We start from the raw sequence: 12,808 nt of genomic DNA on the forward strand, positions 1-12,808 counted from the left end.
GTTCGTCGTCGCGTACTGCGGGGACGGCCCTCCGGCCCCCGGCGGTACGACGGTGCCGTGGGCAGGCGTCGGCCGCTGTACCGGCGGGGCGGGCGCCCAGGGACCGGGGCCGCCGTAGGGCGGGGTGCTGTACTCGTCGGGCTCGTGCAGCGGCTGCCCGGACGCGCGGGGCCGGGGGACGTCCTGGCCACCGGGCTCGTCGGCCGGGGCGGAGGCCGGGACTGCGGTGGCCGGGGCTGCGGCCGTCGGTGCTGCCGGGGCCGAGGCGGACGCCAAGTCCTGGACGGCCGGGGTCTGGACGGGCGAGTCCGGGGCAGGCGAGTCCGAGGCGGCCGAGTCCGGGTCCGGGGCGGCCGGCCCCGGTGCGGCAGGCTCTCGTTCCTCGGCCGCCGGTACGCCCGCCGGGCCCGGCCCGCTGTCCGGCTCCGTGCGGTCGGCACGCCCCGCCGTGGGGCGGCTCCACCACTTCGCCTGCGGCCCGGTGGGCTTCCCGTCGTCCATGCTCTCCCCGCAACTGGCCTCTGTCGTACGCCCCCGGAGGCGTCCCTCACCGGAATCAACACCGGAATTCAACCAGGTTTGCGAATCCCCGCGCAGGGTCCGGTCAGGGCCGGGGCGAAAGCGGGCTCGCCAGATCGTTGGCGGGCGAGCCCGGGGGCGGCCCCGAGGCGAGCGAGGAGGGAACCGCCTTCGGCACCGACCCGCTGCCGAGCGCCGCCACCAGCAGCGGGGCGCCGGACGTCGTCGGGCGTATCAACGGCGGCACGGACACGTTCAGCACGGGGAGCGTGAACGGGTGTCCGCCCGAGGTCGACGTGCCGAACAGCGGCGGAGCGGTCGGCAGACCCTGCCGGTTCACCGGAGGGGTGACGGCCGGAGCCACCGGGGTTGTTCCGCCGAGCGACGGGGGCACCTTGTTCGTCCCGGCCCGGTCCGTGCCGGACACGGGCCGCTCGGCCGCCGGGCCCTCGCCGGTCACCGCGAGAGCGCCGCCGCCACGCCGGCTGACCGTGTTGGCGCCGTTCTCCGCGCGGGTCTCGGCGTCGAGCGGGGTGACGTTGTTCCCGGCGCCCTCGGCGCGCAGGGAGGATTCGGGGCCGGAGTCCAGCGGCAGGGTGCCGCCCAGCGCGATGGCCGCGAGGGAGACCGCGCTGGCCGCGGCGAACGCGAAGCGCCGTCCGCGCCAGGGCGAGCGATCCGCGTCGCGGGCCACCTCGTGTATGCGGAAAACCGAGCCGGACGCGGGCCCGCCGGGCAGCACGGCGGTGGAGCCGTGGGTGGCGGGGAGGTATCCGAAGCCGTCCAGGGGGGAGGGCGTGGTGTCGGCGCGGGTGCCGGCGCCGGAGGGGCGCAGCCCGGGGAAGAACTCGTCGGCGAAGGGCCCCCGGCCGCCGAACGGCCCGCCGGGACCGGTGTCGTCGCCGCCGGGGCCCCCGGGAAGACCCTGCAGGCGGGCCAGGAACCCCTCGGAGGGCGAGGGTGAGGCGGACATGGCGAAGGCGCTCTTGAGGCGGCGCTGGGCGTCGGCCTCGGCCTTGCACTTGGCGCAGGTCGCCAGGTGGGCCAGGACCCGCTCGCGGGCGTCGTGTTTCAGCTCGCCGTCGACCAGCGCGGCGAGGCGGTCCCCCAGGTGCGCTTCGGCAGGGGTGGGACCGGTCGGACCTGTGCCACTCACGCCACTCCGCCCTCCCCCGCCAGGACCGCGTCCGCCAGGGAGCGCTGCTCGGCGCGGGCCTCGGGCGAACGGTGCTTGAGCGCCTTGCGCAGGTGCGAGCGGCCGCGGTGGATCCGGCTGCGGACGGTGCCGAGCTTCACGCCGAGGGTCGCGGCGATCTCCTCGTAGCTGAGGCCCTCGATGTCGCAGAGGACCACGGCCGCACGGAACTCGGGCGCGAGGGTGTCCAGCGCCTGCTGCACGTCGGCGTCGAAGTGGGTGTCGTTGAAGATCTGCTGCGGGGACGGCTCACGGCTCGGCAGCCGCTCGGCCGCGTCGTCGCCGAGCGAGTCGAAGCGGATGCGCTGCTTGCGCCGGACCATGTCCAGGAAGAGATTGGTCGTGATGCGGTGCAGCCAGCCCTCGAAGGTGCCGGGCGTGTACGTCGACAGCGAGCGGAACACTCTGACGAAGACCTCCTGGGTGAGGTCCTCGGCGTCGTGCTGGTTTCCCGTCAGCCGGTAGGCAAGGCGGTACACGCGACCGCTGTGCGTGCTGACGATCTCTTCCCATGAGGGCGGGGTCCACGCCTGAGAGTCCGCATCAGAGGCGAAGGTCGCGGTCGGTGCGGAGTCTTCGGAAGAACGGTCAGCAATGTTGGTCACGGATTTCGGCTCACCGGCCGACCTGAGCAGGCGCCGCAGCACCCCTCCCCGGTCCACAGGCGCAGCCGCACCTCCCCTATCGGCTCTGGTGGTGTCCAGTGGAGCCCCTACCATAGCCACCTCGCCCGTTAGCTCCGGATAAGCCTTTTTCCCTGATGGGGCCGGGCGTCGCCCGGGACTTCCGCTCAGCTCGCCGGTCCGATCCGCGGGCCCGGTCGCTGCGCTTTCCCCACTCCTTGCACAACGCCCGGTCCCATCTGCGGGTTCCCGGGTCCAGCGGATACAGTCACCGTTGCGCCAACTACGGGGACAGGAGAGGGTCATTACCGCCAACCGGCAGACGAGCTGGGCGTTCGCCGACGCCTTTGTCGCCGAGGACGAAGCACTGCACGTGGCCCGGGACCGGGCTCGCGAGCTGGGGCTTCGCCCGGTGTCACCGGGCACCGGCGCAGCGCTGCGCCTGCTGGCAGCCGCCGCCGACGCCAAAGCGGTGGCGGAGATCGGCACGGGCACCGGCGTGTCCGGCATGTATCTCCTGCACGGAATGCGCCCTGACGGGGTCCTGACCACGGTGGACCCCGAGCCCGAGCGCCAGCAGTTCGCCCGTGAGGCGTTCCGCGCGGCGGGCTTCGCCACCAACCGGGCCCGGTTCATCCCCGGCCGCGCCCTGGACGTCCTGCCCCGGCTCGCGGACGGCGGTTACGACCTCGTCTTCTGCGACGGCGACCGGCTGGAGAGCCTCGACGTGCTCGCTGAATCGTTGCGCCTGCTGCGCCCCGGCGGCCTGGTCTGCTTCGAGGGCGTCTTCGCGGACGGCCGTACGGTCGACTCGGCCGCCCAGCCGGCCGAGGTGCTGCGGCTGCGGGAGCTGCTGCGCGCGGTACGCGAGAGCCAGGAGCTGATGTCGACCCTGCTGCCGGTCGGCGACGGCCTGCTCTGCGCGGTCCGGCGCGGCTGAGCAGCGTAGATTCTCGGGTCCTCGTCAGGACGCACCACGGCCCGGCACGGAGATCCGTGCCGGGCCGTGGTGAAGGTGATGGGCGTTCCGCGTCAGCCGACGACCTTCTTCAGCGCGTCGCCGAGGGCATCGGCCTCGTCCGGAGTCAGCTCGACAACAAGCCGACCGCCGCCTTCGAGCGGAACGCGCATGACGATGCCCCGCCCCTCCTTTGTCACCTCGAGCGGGCCGTCGCCCGTCCGCGGCTTCATGGCCGCCATGCTCGTTCCCCTTCCTGAAACCAGCTCATCGCAACCGGCGGCCCCATGACAGGCGCTGCCTCACCGGCATCGAACACATTGCTTCTTCGCCATTATCCCGCATCAACGACCCCGATGACCAACATCGGTCTGCATCGCTTGCGCAACGCGCTCTCTCAAAACCACCCAATTCGGCGATCCGGCTGCGATACTGCGCCGCCGCGGAGCCCCAGGTGAGAGCCAATTGTTAGACGCAGGTCACATCTCTGCCCCGTTCGGCGTCGGCCATGCTTGCCTGCAGGGGCAACGATGCCCGAGCAGCGAGGGGAAACCGGAATGGCCGACGAGCAGGCGAACACCGTGCTGTACGACGTGAGCGAGGGTCTCGCGACGATCACGATCAACCGGCCCGACGCGATGAACGCGATGAACACGGCGGCGAAGGTCGCGCTGCGGGACGCGCTGCTGGCGGCGTCGGCGGACACGGGCGTCCGGGCGGTTCTGCTCACGGCCACCGGGCGCGCCTTCTGTGTCGGCCAGGACCTCAAGGAGCACGTCGCCACGCTCGCGGCGACTCGTGAGGCGGGCGACGGCAACGCGCTGAGCACGGTGCAGGAGCACTACAACCCGATCGTGCGGGCGATCACGGAGATGGCGAAGCCGGTCGTCGCCGGGGTGAACGGCGTCGCGGCCGGGGCCGGGTTCGGGTTCGCGCTCGCGGCCGACTACCGGGTGGTCGCGGACACCGCCTCCTTCAACACTTCCTTCGCGGGCGTCGCACTCACCGCCGACTCGGGCGTGTCCTGGACGCTGCCCCGGCTGATCGGGCAGAGCCGCGCCGCCGATCTGCTGTTCTTCCCGCGGTCGATCTCCGCGCAGGACGCGCTGGAGCTGGGGATCGTCAACCGGGTCGTCCCGGCGGCCGAGCTGGCCGAGCAGGCGGCGGCGGTGGCCCGCACCCTGGCCGCCGGGCCCACGGTGGCGTACGCGGCGCTGAAGGAGTCGATGGCGTACGGGGCCGGGCACACGCTCGCCGAGGCGCTGGAGAAGGAGGACGAACTCCAGACCCGGGCGGGCGCGTCGCAGGACCACACCATCGCGGTGGAGGCGTTCCTCGCCAAGGAGAAGCCGGTCTACCTCGGGAAGTAGCGAAGCAGCAGCGGCTCAGCCCGGTGCGCTGCCGCCGCCGCGCGCCACGCAGTCCGCGAGGTGGTCGTCGACCAGTCCGCAGGCCTGCATGAGCGCGTGGGCGGTGGTGGGGCCGACGAAGCGGATCGAGCGCTTCTTCAGCTCCTTGGCGAGCGCGGTGGACTCCGGCGTGACGGCCGGTACGTCCGACAGCGTGCGCGGGGCGGGCCGGCCGGCCGGGTCGGGGGCGTAGGACCAGATCAGCTCGTCCAGCTCCCCGGCCCGCCAGCCGGCGAGGACCTTCGCGTTGGCGAGGGTCGCGTCGACCTTGGCCTTGTTGCGGATGATCCCCGGGTCGGCCAGGAGCCGTTCCCGGTCGGCGTCGGTGAACTTCGCGACGGCCCCGATCCGGAATCCCTCGAAGGCGGTACGGAAGGTCGCGCGGCGGCGCAGGATCGTGAGCCAGGAGAGCCCGGACTGGAACGCCTCCAGGCAGAGCCGTTCGAACAGGGCGTCGTCCCCGTGGACCGCCCGGCCCCACTCGGTGTCGTGGTAGGCGAGGTAGTCCTCGGTGGACAGGCCCCACGGGCAGCGCAGCCCGCCGTCGGGGGCGGGCAGGGCACCGCCGCTCATCGGCCGTCCTCCTCGGTGCGGGCCGGGCCGCCCGCGCGGTCGGCCGGTTCCGACGCGGGCCGGTCGCCGGGCTGCTTGAACAGGTCGGTGCCCGTCGTCACCGCGGCCGCCTGCGCCCCGGCCAGGGTGGATTCCAGCTCCGCGATCCGGGCGTCGCGCTCGGCAAGTTCGGCGCCGAGCCGGGACAGCGCCTCGTCGACGTCCACCATCCGGTAGCCGCGCAGCGCCATCGGCAGGCGCAGCGCCTCGACGTCCGCCCGGCCGACCGGGCGGGTGGCGGGCAGCGGGTCGGTGAACCGCTCGGGCGGGACGTCCTGGAGCACCGCGCTCCCGCCGCCGCCGACCACCGCGAGGGTGACCACGGTGACGACCACGACCATCGTGAGCAGCAAGAACCAGAACACGCGCATCTCCCCGGGGGCGGAAACCTCGTCCGGCCCCGATCGTGCCATGCGACACCGACAAAGCCGGGGTCGGCCACGAAGGGCCTTCACTCAAGGCCTTAGGGTCGCAGGCGGGCTATCTGAGGAGGAAATTCGGGATGGGCAGCGGTGCACTCAGGCTGGGGCGGCGGGAATTCGGGCCGCACGAGCCGGTGATCATGGCGATCGTGAACCGGACCCCGGACTCCTTCTACGACCAGGGCGCCACGTTCCGGGACGAGCCGGCGCTCGCCCGGGTCGAGCAGGCGGTGGCCGAGGGCGCGGCGATCATCGACATCGGCGGGGTGAAGGCGGGCCCCGGCGATGAGGTGAGCGCCGAGGAGGAGGCGCGCCGCACGGTCGGGTTCGTCGCCGAGGTCCGCCGCCGTCACCCGGACGTGGTGATCAGCGTGGACACCTGGCGGCACGAGGTGGGCGAAGCGGTCTGCGAGGCCGGGGCGGACCTGTTGAACGACGCGTGGGGCGGGGTGGATCCCCGGCTGGCTGAGGTCGCCGCGCGGTACGGGGCGGGGCTCGTGTGCACGCACGCGGGCGGCGCGGAGCCGCGGACGAGGCCGCACCGGATCGCGTACGACGATGTCATGGCGGACATCCTGCGCGTGACGGTGGGGCTGGCCGAGCGGGCGGTGGAGCTCGGGGTGCGGGCGGACGGGATCATGATCGATCCGGGTCACGACTTCGGGAAGAACACGCGGCATTCGCTGGAGGCGACGCGGCGTCTCGAGGAGATGGCGGAGACCGGGTGGCCGGTGCTGGTGTCGCTGTCCAACAAGGACTTCGTGGGCGAGACGCTGGACCGGCCGGTGAAGGAACGCGTCATCGGGACGCTGGCGACGACGGCGGTGTCGGCGTGGCTGGGGGCGCGGGTGTACCGGGTGCATGAGGTGGCGGAGACGCGGCAGGTTCTGGACATGGTGGCGTCCATTGCCGGGCATCGGGCACCGGCCGTTGCCCCCGGGGGGGGGGGGGGGGGGGCCCGCCCCCCGCCCCCCCCCGGCGGGGGGGGGGGGGGGGGGCCCCGCGCCGCCCGGCGGGCGGGGGGCGGGGGGGCGGGGTCTTTTGGGGGGGGGGGGGCCCGGGGGGGGGGGGGGGGGGGGGGGGGTTTTGCGCCGGGCGGCCGGCCCCGGCGGGGCGGGGCCTGGGGCGCTGCCCCTGGGCCCCGCTCCTCAAGCGCCGGAGGGGCTTGATTGCGCCGGGCCCGCCCGGAAGGTTCCGGTCAAAGATGCCCTCAAACGCCGGGCGGGCTGGGTTTGGCCGGTTACCGCCCTACCTCCTTCGTCACCAGCATCACCGCTTCCTCCACGTCGTCCGTCACGTGGAACAGCAGCAGGTCCTTCTCCGAGGCCTTGCCGCCGGCCACCACCGTGTCGCGGAGCCAGTCGATCAGGCCGCCCCAGTAGGCGGTGCCGAACAGGACGATCGGGAAGCGGGTGACCTTGCCGGTCTGGACGAGGGTCAGGGCCTCGAAGAGTTCGTCGAGGGTGCCGAGGCCGCCGGGCAGGACCACGAAGCCCTGGGCGTACTTCACGAACATCGTCTTGCGGACGAAGAAGTAGCGGAAGTTGACGCCGATGTCGACGTGCGGGTTGAGGCCCGACTCGAAGGGCAGCTCGATGCCGAGGCCGACCGAGACGCCCTTGGCCTCCCGGGCTCCCTTGTTGGCCGCCTCCATCGCGCCCGGGCCGCCGCCGGTGATCACCGCGAAGCCCGCGTCGACCAGGGCCTTGCCGATCGCCACCCCGGCCTCGTACTCCGGCGATCCGGCGGGGGTGCGGGCCGAGCCGAAGACGCTGATCGCGCTCGGCAGTTCGGCGAGCGCGCCGAAGCCCTCGACGAACTCCGACTGGATGCGCATCACCCGCCAGGGGTCGGTGTGCACCCACTCGGAGTCGCCCTCGGAGTCCAGCAGCCGCTGATCGGTCGTGCCGGGCTGGACCTGCTCCCTGCGGCGCAGGACCGGGCCCAGCCACTGTTCCCCGGGGCTGACCGCGCCCTCGGGAACCTCCGCACCCTCGGGGATCCGTGCGTCCTCGGCGTTGCCCATGTTCCGCTCCCTCCACCGACCTGCTTCGTGCCGGGTCGTACGTGTCGTGCTGCGTACGGCCAGCGTAGATCGGCGGAGGTTACGTGCGGGGGAATGCCGTGCGTCGGACGGTCAGCCGGTCAGTCGGTCAGCCAGGAGCGGAGGCGGTTCTCGCAGTGGGTGATCTTGTCGACGGCCACGTGCTCGTCGCGCTTGTGGGCGTACATCGGGTCGCCGGGTCCGTAGTTCACCGCGGGGACGCCGAGCGCGCCGAAGCGGGAGACGTCGGTCCAGCCGAACTTGGGCCGGGCCGTGCCGCCCACCGCGGTCATGAACGCCTGGGCCGCGGGGTGGGAGAGGCCGGGCATGGCCGCGCCGGAGTGGTCGTCGACGACGATCTCCGCCACCCCGCAGTCCGCGAAGACCTCGCGGACGTGGGCGACGGCCTCCTCCTCGGTGCGGTCGGGGGCGTAGCGGTAGTTGACGACGACGGTGCAGGCGTCCGGGATGACGTTGGTGGCGACGCCGGCCTCGATGCCGACCGCGTTGAGGCCCTCGTGGTACTCCAGGCCGTCGATGACGGGGCGGCGGGGCTCGTACGCGGCGAGGGCGGCCAGGATCGGGGCGGCGGAGTGGATCGCGTTGGAGCCCATCCAGCTGCGCGCGGAGTGGGCCCGCTCTCCTGTCGTACGGAGGTGGACGCGCAGCGTGCCCTGGCAGCCGCCCTCGACCTCGCCGTCGGAGGGCTCCAGCAGGACGGCGAAGTCTCCGGCGAGCCACTCGGGGTGCGCGTCGGCGATGTGGCCGAGGCCGTTGAGGTGGGCGGCGACCTCTTCGTTGTCGTAGAAGATGAAGGTCAGGTCGCGGTTGGGCGCGGGGACCGTCGCGGCGATCCGGAGCTGGACGGCGACGCCGGACTTCATGTCGGAGGTACCGCAGCCCCAGAGGATGCCGTCCGCGTCGAGGCGGGAGGGCACGTTGTCGGCGATCGGCACGGTGTCGATGTGCCCGGCGAGGACGACACGCTCGGCGCGGCCGAGGTTCGTGCGGGCGACGACGTTGTTGCCGTGCCGGTCGACGGTGAGGTGCGGCAGGGCGCGCAGGGCCGACTCGATCGCGTCGGCGAGGGCCTTCTCCTCCCCGCTGACCGAGGGGAAGTCGACGAGCCGGGCGGTGAGCGCCGGTCCGTCCAGGGTGAGGTCAAGGGCGGGGTCAAGGGTGCTGTCGGCCATGGACCCGACCCTAAGGGACTTGGGTATCGGCCCCGGCCGGGCCCTCCAGTACGGTGGGCCCGTGCCCAGGACAGCCAGCCCTCGCCGACGACGCCTCTTCCGCTACGGGGCCGCCTTCGCCGTGCTCGCGGCCCTGGGCGGCTATCTGGCCGTGCAGTACGACTCCTCCGGTTCGAAGAACCCGCCGCGCTGTGTGGTGGAGGCGAAGGACGGGGACGAGGGCGAGACCCAGCGGTACGAGATGAGCCTGGCGCAGGCCGTCAACGCGGCGACGATCTCCGCGGTGGGCACCACCCGGGGGATGCCGGAGCGGGCGGTGACGATCGCGCTGGCGACCGCGCTCCAGGAGTCCACGCTCCGCAACATCGACTACGGGGACCGGGACTCGCTGGGGCTGTTCCAGCAGCGCCCCTCGCAGGGCTGGGGCAAGCCCGCGCAGCTCATGGACCCGGTCTACTCCTCCGGGGAGTTCTACGAGCATCTCGCCGAGGTCCCGGGCTACTCGCGGCTGCCGCTGACCGTGGCCGCGCAGCGCGTGCAGCGCAGCGGGTTCCCGCAGGCGTACGCGAAGCACGAGCCGGACGCGGCGCTGCTCGCGGCCGCGCTGACCGGGCGCCGGCCGGCCTCGCTGAACTGCACCCCGTCGACCGCCACGGCCGAGGGTCCGGGGGATGCCGGGCAGGTGCGGGCCGAGCTGGTGCGGGCCTTCGGCAAGAACGTGCTGCCCACCGCGAAGGCCGCGGGCGCGTCCGCCGCATCGACCGTCTCGGTGCCCGTCCCGGCGACCTCGTCGCGGGCCGAGGACAAGGCCTCGCCGCGGCGCGGCTGGGAACTGGCGCACTGGGCCGTGGCGCAGTCCGAGGCGCTGCGGATCGAGCGCGTGAGCTATGCCGACCGGGTCTGGGACGCCGGTACGGGCTGGCGGACGGAAGACGCGAAGGACAAGGAAACGGACACGACGGCGGTCAGGATCCGGGTCGTTCAGTAGTGCACGCCGTCACTCGTACGGGCCATGGGGCCCCGCCCCAGCACTCTTTTCACGCGGCTTCCAGCAGCCTTGCCACTTCCCTCCGATCCCCTTGCCCGCCAAGGGAAGTGACGGTTCATCGGATCCCGGCGGTATGGATCGTTTGCCCGGGTTCTTCCGCTGCGGATAATCCGACGCATTACTCAGTCTTTACCTTGGCCCGCCGCAACCTTCCCCTCCCCCGAAGCGGTTGTCAGTGCGTCCGATCACCGGACAGACAGATTCGTGCACAACCCGCTGAAGGAGCATCATGTCCCTCCCCCTGACCCGTCGGATCGCTCGTGCCGCGCTGCTGATCGCCGCTGGCGCGGCCCCCGTGGTCGGTGCGGCCGGTGCCGCGAGCGCCGCAGATCTCCCGGCGGCCCCGGAGCTGGGCGGCCTGACCTCACTGGACGGCGCGAGCGTCGGCAACACCCTGGACAGCACCGCCCGGCAGGGCACCCAGGCCGCCGGGGAGACCGGCGGCCGGCTCGTCGGCACCGCGCTCCCGGCGGCGGGCGAGACCGTCGGCAAGTCCGCCAAGGTCGCCGTCCCGGCCGCCCAGGAGACCGCCGGCCAGACCGCGGGCAACGCGGGCGAGGCCGTCGGCGGGGTGGCCGACGCCGCCGGTGGCGGTCTGCCGACGGACGCGCTCGGCGGGGGCCTGCCCACCGGCGCCCTGCCGCTGAACGGTCTGCCGATCGGCTGACCCGCCACCCCCGTCACATGCCGGAGGGCCTGAGGAGTGCGCACTCCTCAGGCCCTCCGGCGTATCCGGGTCAGGACAGGCGCTTGACCGCCGCCGCCACCCGCTCGTCGGTCGCGGTGAACGCCACCCGCACGAAGCTCGCGCCCGCCGGGCCGTAGAAGTCGCCGGGCGCGACCAGGATGCCGCGCTCCGCGAGGTACGCCACGGTGTCCCAGCACGGCTCGTCGCGGGTCGCCCACAGGTAGAGGCTCGCCTCGCTGTGCTCGATCCGGAAGCCGTGCGCCTCCAGGGCCGCGCGCAGGGCGAGGCGCCGGTCGGCGTAACGGGCGCGCTGCTCGGAGACGTGCACGTCGTCGCCGAGGGCGGCGACGGTGGCGGCCTGAACGGGGGCGGCCGTCATCATCCCGCCGTGCTTGCGGATCAGCAGCAGCTCACCGAGGACGGCCGCGTCGCCCGCGATGAACGCGGCCCGGTATCCGGCCAGGTTGGAGCGCTTGGAGAGCGAGTGGACCGCCACGATGCCGTCGTAGTGGCCGCCGCAGACGTCCGGGTGGAGCACCGAGACCGGTTCGGCGTCCCAGCCCAGCTCCAGGTAGCACTCGTCACTGAAGACGAGGACGCCGTGCTCGCGCGCCCAGGCGACGATCCGGGTCAGCTCGTCCTTGGACAGCACCTTGCCGGTCGGGTTGGACGGGGAGTTGAGCCAGAGCAGCTTCAGCCCCGCCGGGTCCAGCTCGGTCGGGTCGTCGTAGGCGACGGGCTCCGCACCGCAGAGCCGGGCGCCGACCTCGTACGTCGGGTAGGCGAGCCGGGGGTAGGCGACCTTGTCGCCCGCGCCGAGCCCGAGCTGCGTCGGCAGCCAGGCCACCAGCTCCTTGGAGCCGACGACCGGCAGCACATTGGCGTGGGTGACGCCGACCGCGCCGAGCCGGCGCTCCACCCAGCCGGTGAGCGCGTCCCGCAGGGCCTCGGTGCCCCACACCGTCGGATAGCCGGGGCTGTCCGCGGCGTCGACCAGCGCCCGCCGGATCAGCTCGGGGACCGGATCGACCGGGGTGCCGACCGACAGGTCCACGATGCCGTCCGGGTGGGCCTGGGCCGTCGACTTGTAGGGCGCGAGCTTGTCCCAGGGGAAGACCGGGAGGCGGGAGGAGACTGCGGACACGGGGCTCTGCTTTCTCGGGGCTTTCTCGGGCTGTTCAGGTAACCGGCGGCGGCTGCACGGGGAAACACCTCGGTCCCGCACGGGGACGGGCCGTACGGGACCGGGCTGCGCGCGTGGTGCCGCCGCTTACTGGTTCTGCGGCGGCAGTCCGGCGATGAACGCGTGGTCGCGCTCGATGAGACCGAGCTTGGAAGCACCGCCCGGCGAGCCGAGGTCGTCGAAGAACTCGACGTTCGCCTTGTAGTAGTCCTTCCACTCCTCCGGAGTGTCGTCCTCGTAGAAGATGGCCTCGACCGGGCAGACCGGCTCACAGGCTCCGCAGTCGACGCACTCGTCCGGGTGGATGTACAAGGACCGCTGGCCCTCGTAGATGCAGTCGACGGGGCACTCTTCGATGCAGGCCTTGTCCTTCACGTCGACACAAGGCTGCGCGATGACGTAGGTCACGCTGTCGTTCCTCCTCGGTAGGGCGTTGGCTCTCGCGCGGGAGCGCGGCGTCGTCGATGCCCGCCCCTAGTATCTCCGTTCTCGGGCACGATCCGAACAGGAGGGGCGGACAGAGCTGTGGAATTCACCATCGGCGGACGGCTGGAGGTCCGCATCACCCCCGCTGACGTGGGCAAACGCGTGTCCGTGCGCCGCCGGACGAACGACGGGGGCACGGGCGTGGAGTTCACCGACACGGTCGGCGTGCTCACATCATGGAACGATGGTGTGCTCTCGATCACACAAAAGAGCGGGGAATCCGTCCACATCGTGGAATCGTCCCTGGTCGCGGGCAAGGTCGTGCCCGCCGCCCCGGCCCGGGGGGGGGGCCCCGGCGGCGGGGGGGGGGGGCGGGCCCGCCCCCCCGCGCCCGGCGGGGGGGGGGGGGGCGGGCCGGGGGGGGGGGGGGGGGGGGGGGGGGGGGGGGCGGGGGGGGGGGGGGCCGCGGAGGCGCGGGCGGGGCGGGG

Annotated in this window: 13 protein-coding genes and 3 pseudogenes; 6 read left to right on the forward strand and 10 right to left on the reverse strand. The window is 73.1% G+C overall.

What is annotated here, in order from left to right; translation table 11 throughout:
* From JS521_RS25440 to sigE, 3 genes and pseudogenes are all read right to left on the reverse strand, one after another.
* A pseudogene (locus JS521_RS25440) lies at positions 1-501 on the reverse strand (protease); the annotation flags it as partial.
* Between the two features lie 103 nt (positions 502-604).
* Entirely contained in the window at positions 605-1,675 is a 1,071-nt protein-coding gene (locus JS521_RS25445; protein ID WP_205085279.1) for an anti-sigma factor family protein, read from the reverse strand.
* Positions 1,672-2,433, reverse strand: a complete 762-nt coding sequence (gene sigE, locus JS521_RS25450) for an RNA polymerase sigma factor SigE (RefSeq protein ID WP_175464868.1) — start codon at positions 2,431-2,433, stop codon at positions 1,672-1,674. Before sigE ends, JS521_RS25445 begins: the two co-directional genes overlap by 4 nt.
* 178 nt (positions 2,434-2,611) lie before the next feature.
* On the opposite strand from sigE, the gene JS521_RS25455 reads away from it, so the two are divergent.
* Positions 2,612-3,277, forward strand: a complete 666-nt coding sequence (locus JS521_RS25455) for an O-methyltransferase (RefSeq protein ID WP_205085280.1) — start codon at positions 2,612-2,614, stop codon at positions 3,275-3,277.
* A gap of 92 nt (positions 3,278-3,369) precedes the next feature.
* Here the strand turns inward: JS521_RS25455 and JS521_RS25460 are convergent, their stop codons facing one another.
* Positions 3,370-3,537 carry a DUF3117 domain-containing protein gene (locus JS521_RS25460; RefSeq protein ID WP_003966491.1) on the reverse strand — a complete coding sequence of 56 codons (168 nt, stop codon included), beginning with the start codon at positions 3,535-3,537 and terminating at the stop codon, positions 3,370-3,372.
* 315 nt (positions 3,538-3,852) lie between these two features.
* On the opposite strand from JS521_RS25460, the gene chcB reads away from it, so the two are divergent.
* Positions 3,853-4,665, forward strand: a complete 813-nt coding sequence (gene chcB / locus JS521_RS25465) for a 2-cyclohexenylcarbonyl CoA isomerase (protein WP_205085281.1) — start codon at positions 3,853-3,855, stop codon at positions 4,663-4,665.
* A gap of 15 nt (positions 4,666-4,680) precedes the next feature.
* Here chcB and JS521_RS25470 read toward each other — a convergent pair whose 3' ends face one another.
* Entirely contained in the window at positions 4,681-5,277 is a 597-nt protein-coding gene (locus JS521_RS25470; protein WP_205085282.1) for a DNA-3-methyladenine glycosylase I, read from the reverse strand.
* Positions 5,274-5,687, reverse strand: coding sequence for a cell division protein DivIVA (locus tag JS521_RS25475; protein ID WP_372448615.1), 414 nt, complete (start codon positions 5,685-5,687; stop codon positions 5,274-5,276). Before JS521_RS25475 ends, JS521_RS25470 begins: the two co-directional genes overlap by 4 nt.
* A gap of 131 nt (positions 5,688-5,818) precedes the next feature.
* Here JS521_RS25475 and folP point away from each other — a divergent pair.
* Positions 5,819-6,682 (forward strand): annotated as a pseudogene (gene folP, locus JS521_RS25480) (dihydropteroate synthase); the annotation flags it as partial.
* Between the two features lie 296 nt (positions 6,683-6,978).
* On the opposite strand, the gene JS521_RS25485 reads toward folP, so the two are convergent.
* Entirely contained in the window at positions 6,979-7,764 is a 786-nt protein-coding gene (locus tag JS521_RS25485; RefSeq protein ID WP_205085285.1) for an LOG family protein, read from the reverse strand.
* 119 nt (positions 7,765-7,883) lie between these two features.
* Entirely contained in the window at positions 7,884-8,975 is a 1,092-nt protein-coding gene (gene dapE, locus JS521_RS25490) for a succinyl-diaminopimelate desuccinylase (RefSeq protein ID WP_205085286.1), read from the reverse strand.
* A gap of 61 nt (positions 8,976-9,036) precedes the next feature.
* Between dapE and JS521_RS25495 the strand changes: the two genes are divergently transcribed.
* Together JS521_RS25495 and JS521_RS25500 are read left to right on the forward strand one after the other, a co-directional pair.
* Positions 9,037-9,963, forward strand: coding sequence for a hypothetical protein (locus JS521_RS25495; RefSeq protein WP_205085288.1), 927 nt, complete (start codon positions 9,037-9,039; stop codon positions 9,961-9,963).
* A gap of 289 nt (positions 9,964-10,252) precedes the next feature.
* On the forward strand, positions 10,253-10,690 hold the full coding sequence (locus tag JS521_RS25500; protein WP_205085290.1) for an ATP-binding protein: 438 nt from the start codon (positions 10,253-10,255) through the stop codon (positions 10,688-10,690).
* 70 nt (positions 10,691-10,760) lie between these two features.
* Here JS521_RS25500 and dapC read toward each other — a convergent pair whose 3' ends face one another.
* Together dapC and fdxA are read right to left on the reverse strand one after the other, a co-directional pair.
* On the reverse strand, positions 10,761-11,855 hold the full coding sequence (gene dapC / locus JS521_RS25505; RefSeq protein ID WP_205085291.1) for a succinyldiaminopimelate transaminase: 1,095 nt from the start codon (positions 11,853-11,855) through the stop codon (positions 10,761-10,763).
* 126 nt (positions 11,856-11,981) lie between these two features.
* Positions 11,982-12,302, reverse strand: a complete 321-nt coding sequence (gene fdxA / locus JS521_RS25510; protein ID WP_007446848.1) for a ferredoxin — start codon at positions 12,300-12,302, stop codon at positions 11,982-11,984.
* Between the two features lie 117 nt (positions 12,303-12,419).
* Here fdxA and JS521_RS36830 point away from each other — a divergent pair.
* Positions 12,420-12,662 (forward strand): annotated as a pseudogene (locus JS521_RS36830) (putative acetyltransferase); the annotation flags it as partial.
* Between the last annotated feature and the right edge of the window lie 146 nt (positions 12,663-12,808).

It is taken from the genome of Streptomyces durocortorensis (genome assembly GCF_016901035.1).
Taxonomy (GTDB): domain Bacteria; phylum Actinomycetota; class Actinomycetes; order Streptomycetales; family Streptomycetaceae; genus Streptomyces; species Streptomyces durocortorensis.

Bases quoted from the DNA above. Each gene is read 5' to 3' on its own strand.
- sigE (WP_175464868.1), bottom strand. From the start codon at position 2,433: ATGGTAGGGGCTCCACTGGACACCACCAGAGCCGATAGGGGAGGTGCG.
- JS521_RS25460 (WP_003966491.1), bottom strand. From the start codon at position 3,537: ATGGCGGCCATGAAGCCGCGGACGGGCGACGGCCCGCTCGAGGTGACA.
- chcB (WP_205085281.1), top strand. From the start codon at position 3,853: ATGGCCGACGAGCAGGCGAACACCGTGCTGTACGACGTGAGCGAGGGT.
- JS521_RS25470 (WP_205085282.1), bottom strand. From the start codon at position 5,277: ATGAGCGGCGGTGCCCTGCCCGCCCCCGACGGCGGGCTGCGCTGCCCG.
- JS521_RS25475 (WP_372448615.1), bottom strand. From the start codon at position 5,687: ATGCGCGTGTTCTGGTTCTTGCTGCTCACGATGGTCGTGGTCGTCACC.
- JS521_RS25485 (WP_205085285.1), bottom strand. From the start codon at position 7,764: ATGGGCAACGCCGAGGACGCACGGATCCCCGAGGGTGCGGAGGTTCCC.
- dapE (WP_205085286.1), bottom strand. From the start codon at position 8,975: ATGGCCGACAGCACCCTTGACCCCGCCCTTGACCTCACCCTGGACGGA.
- JS521_RS25500 (WP_205085290.1), top strand. From the start codon at position 10,253: ATGTCCCTCCCCCTGACCCGTCGGATCGCTCGTGCCGCGCTGCTGATC.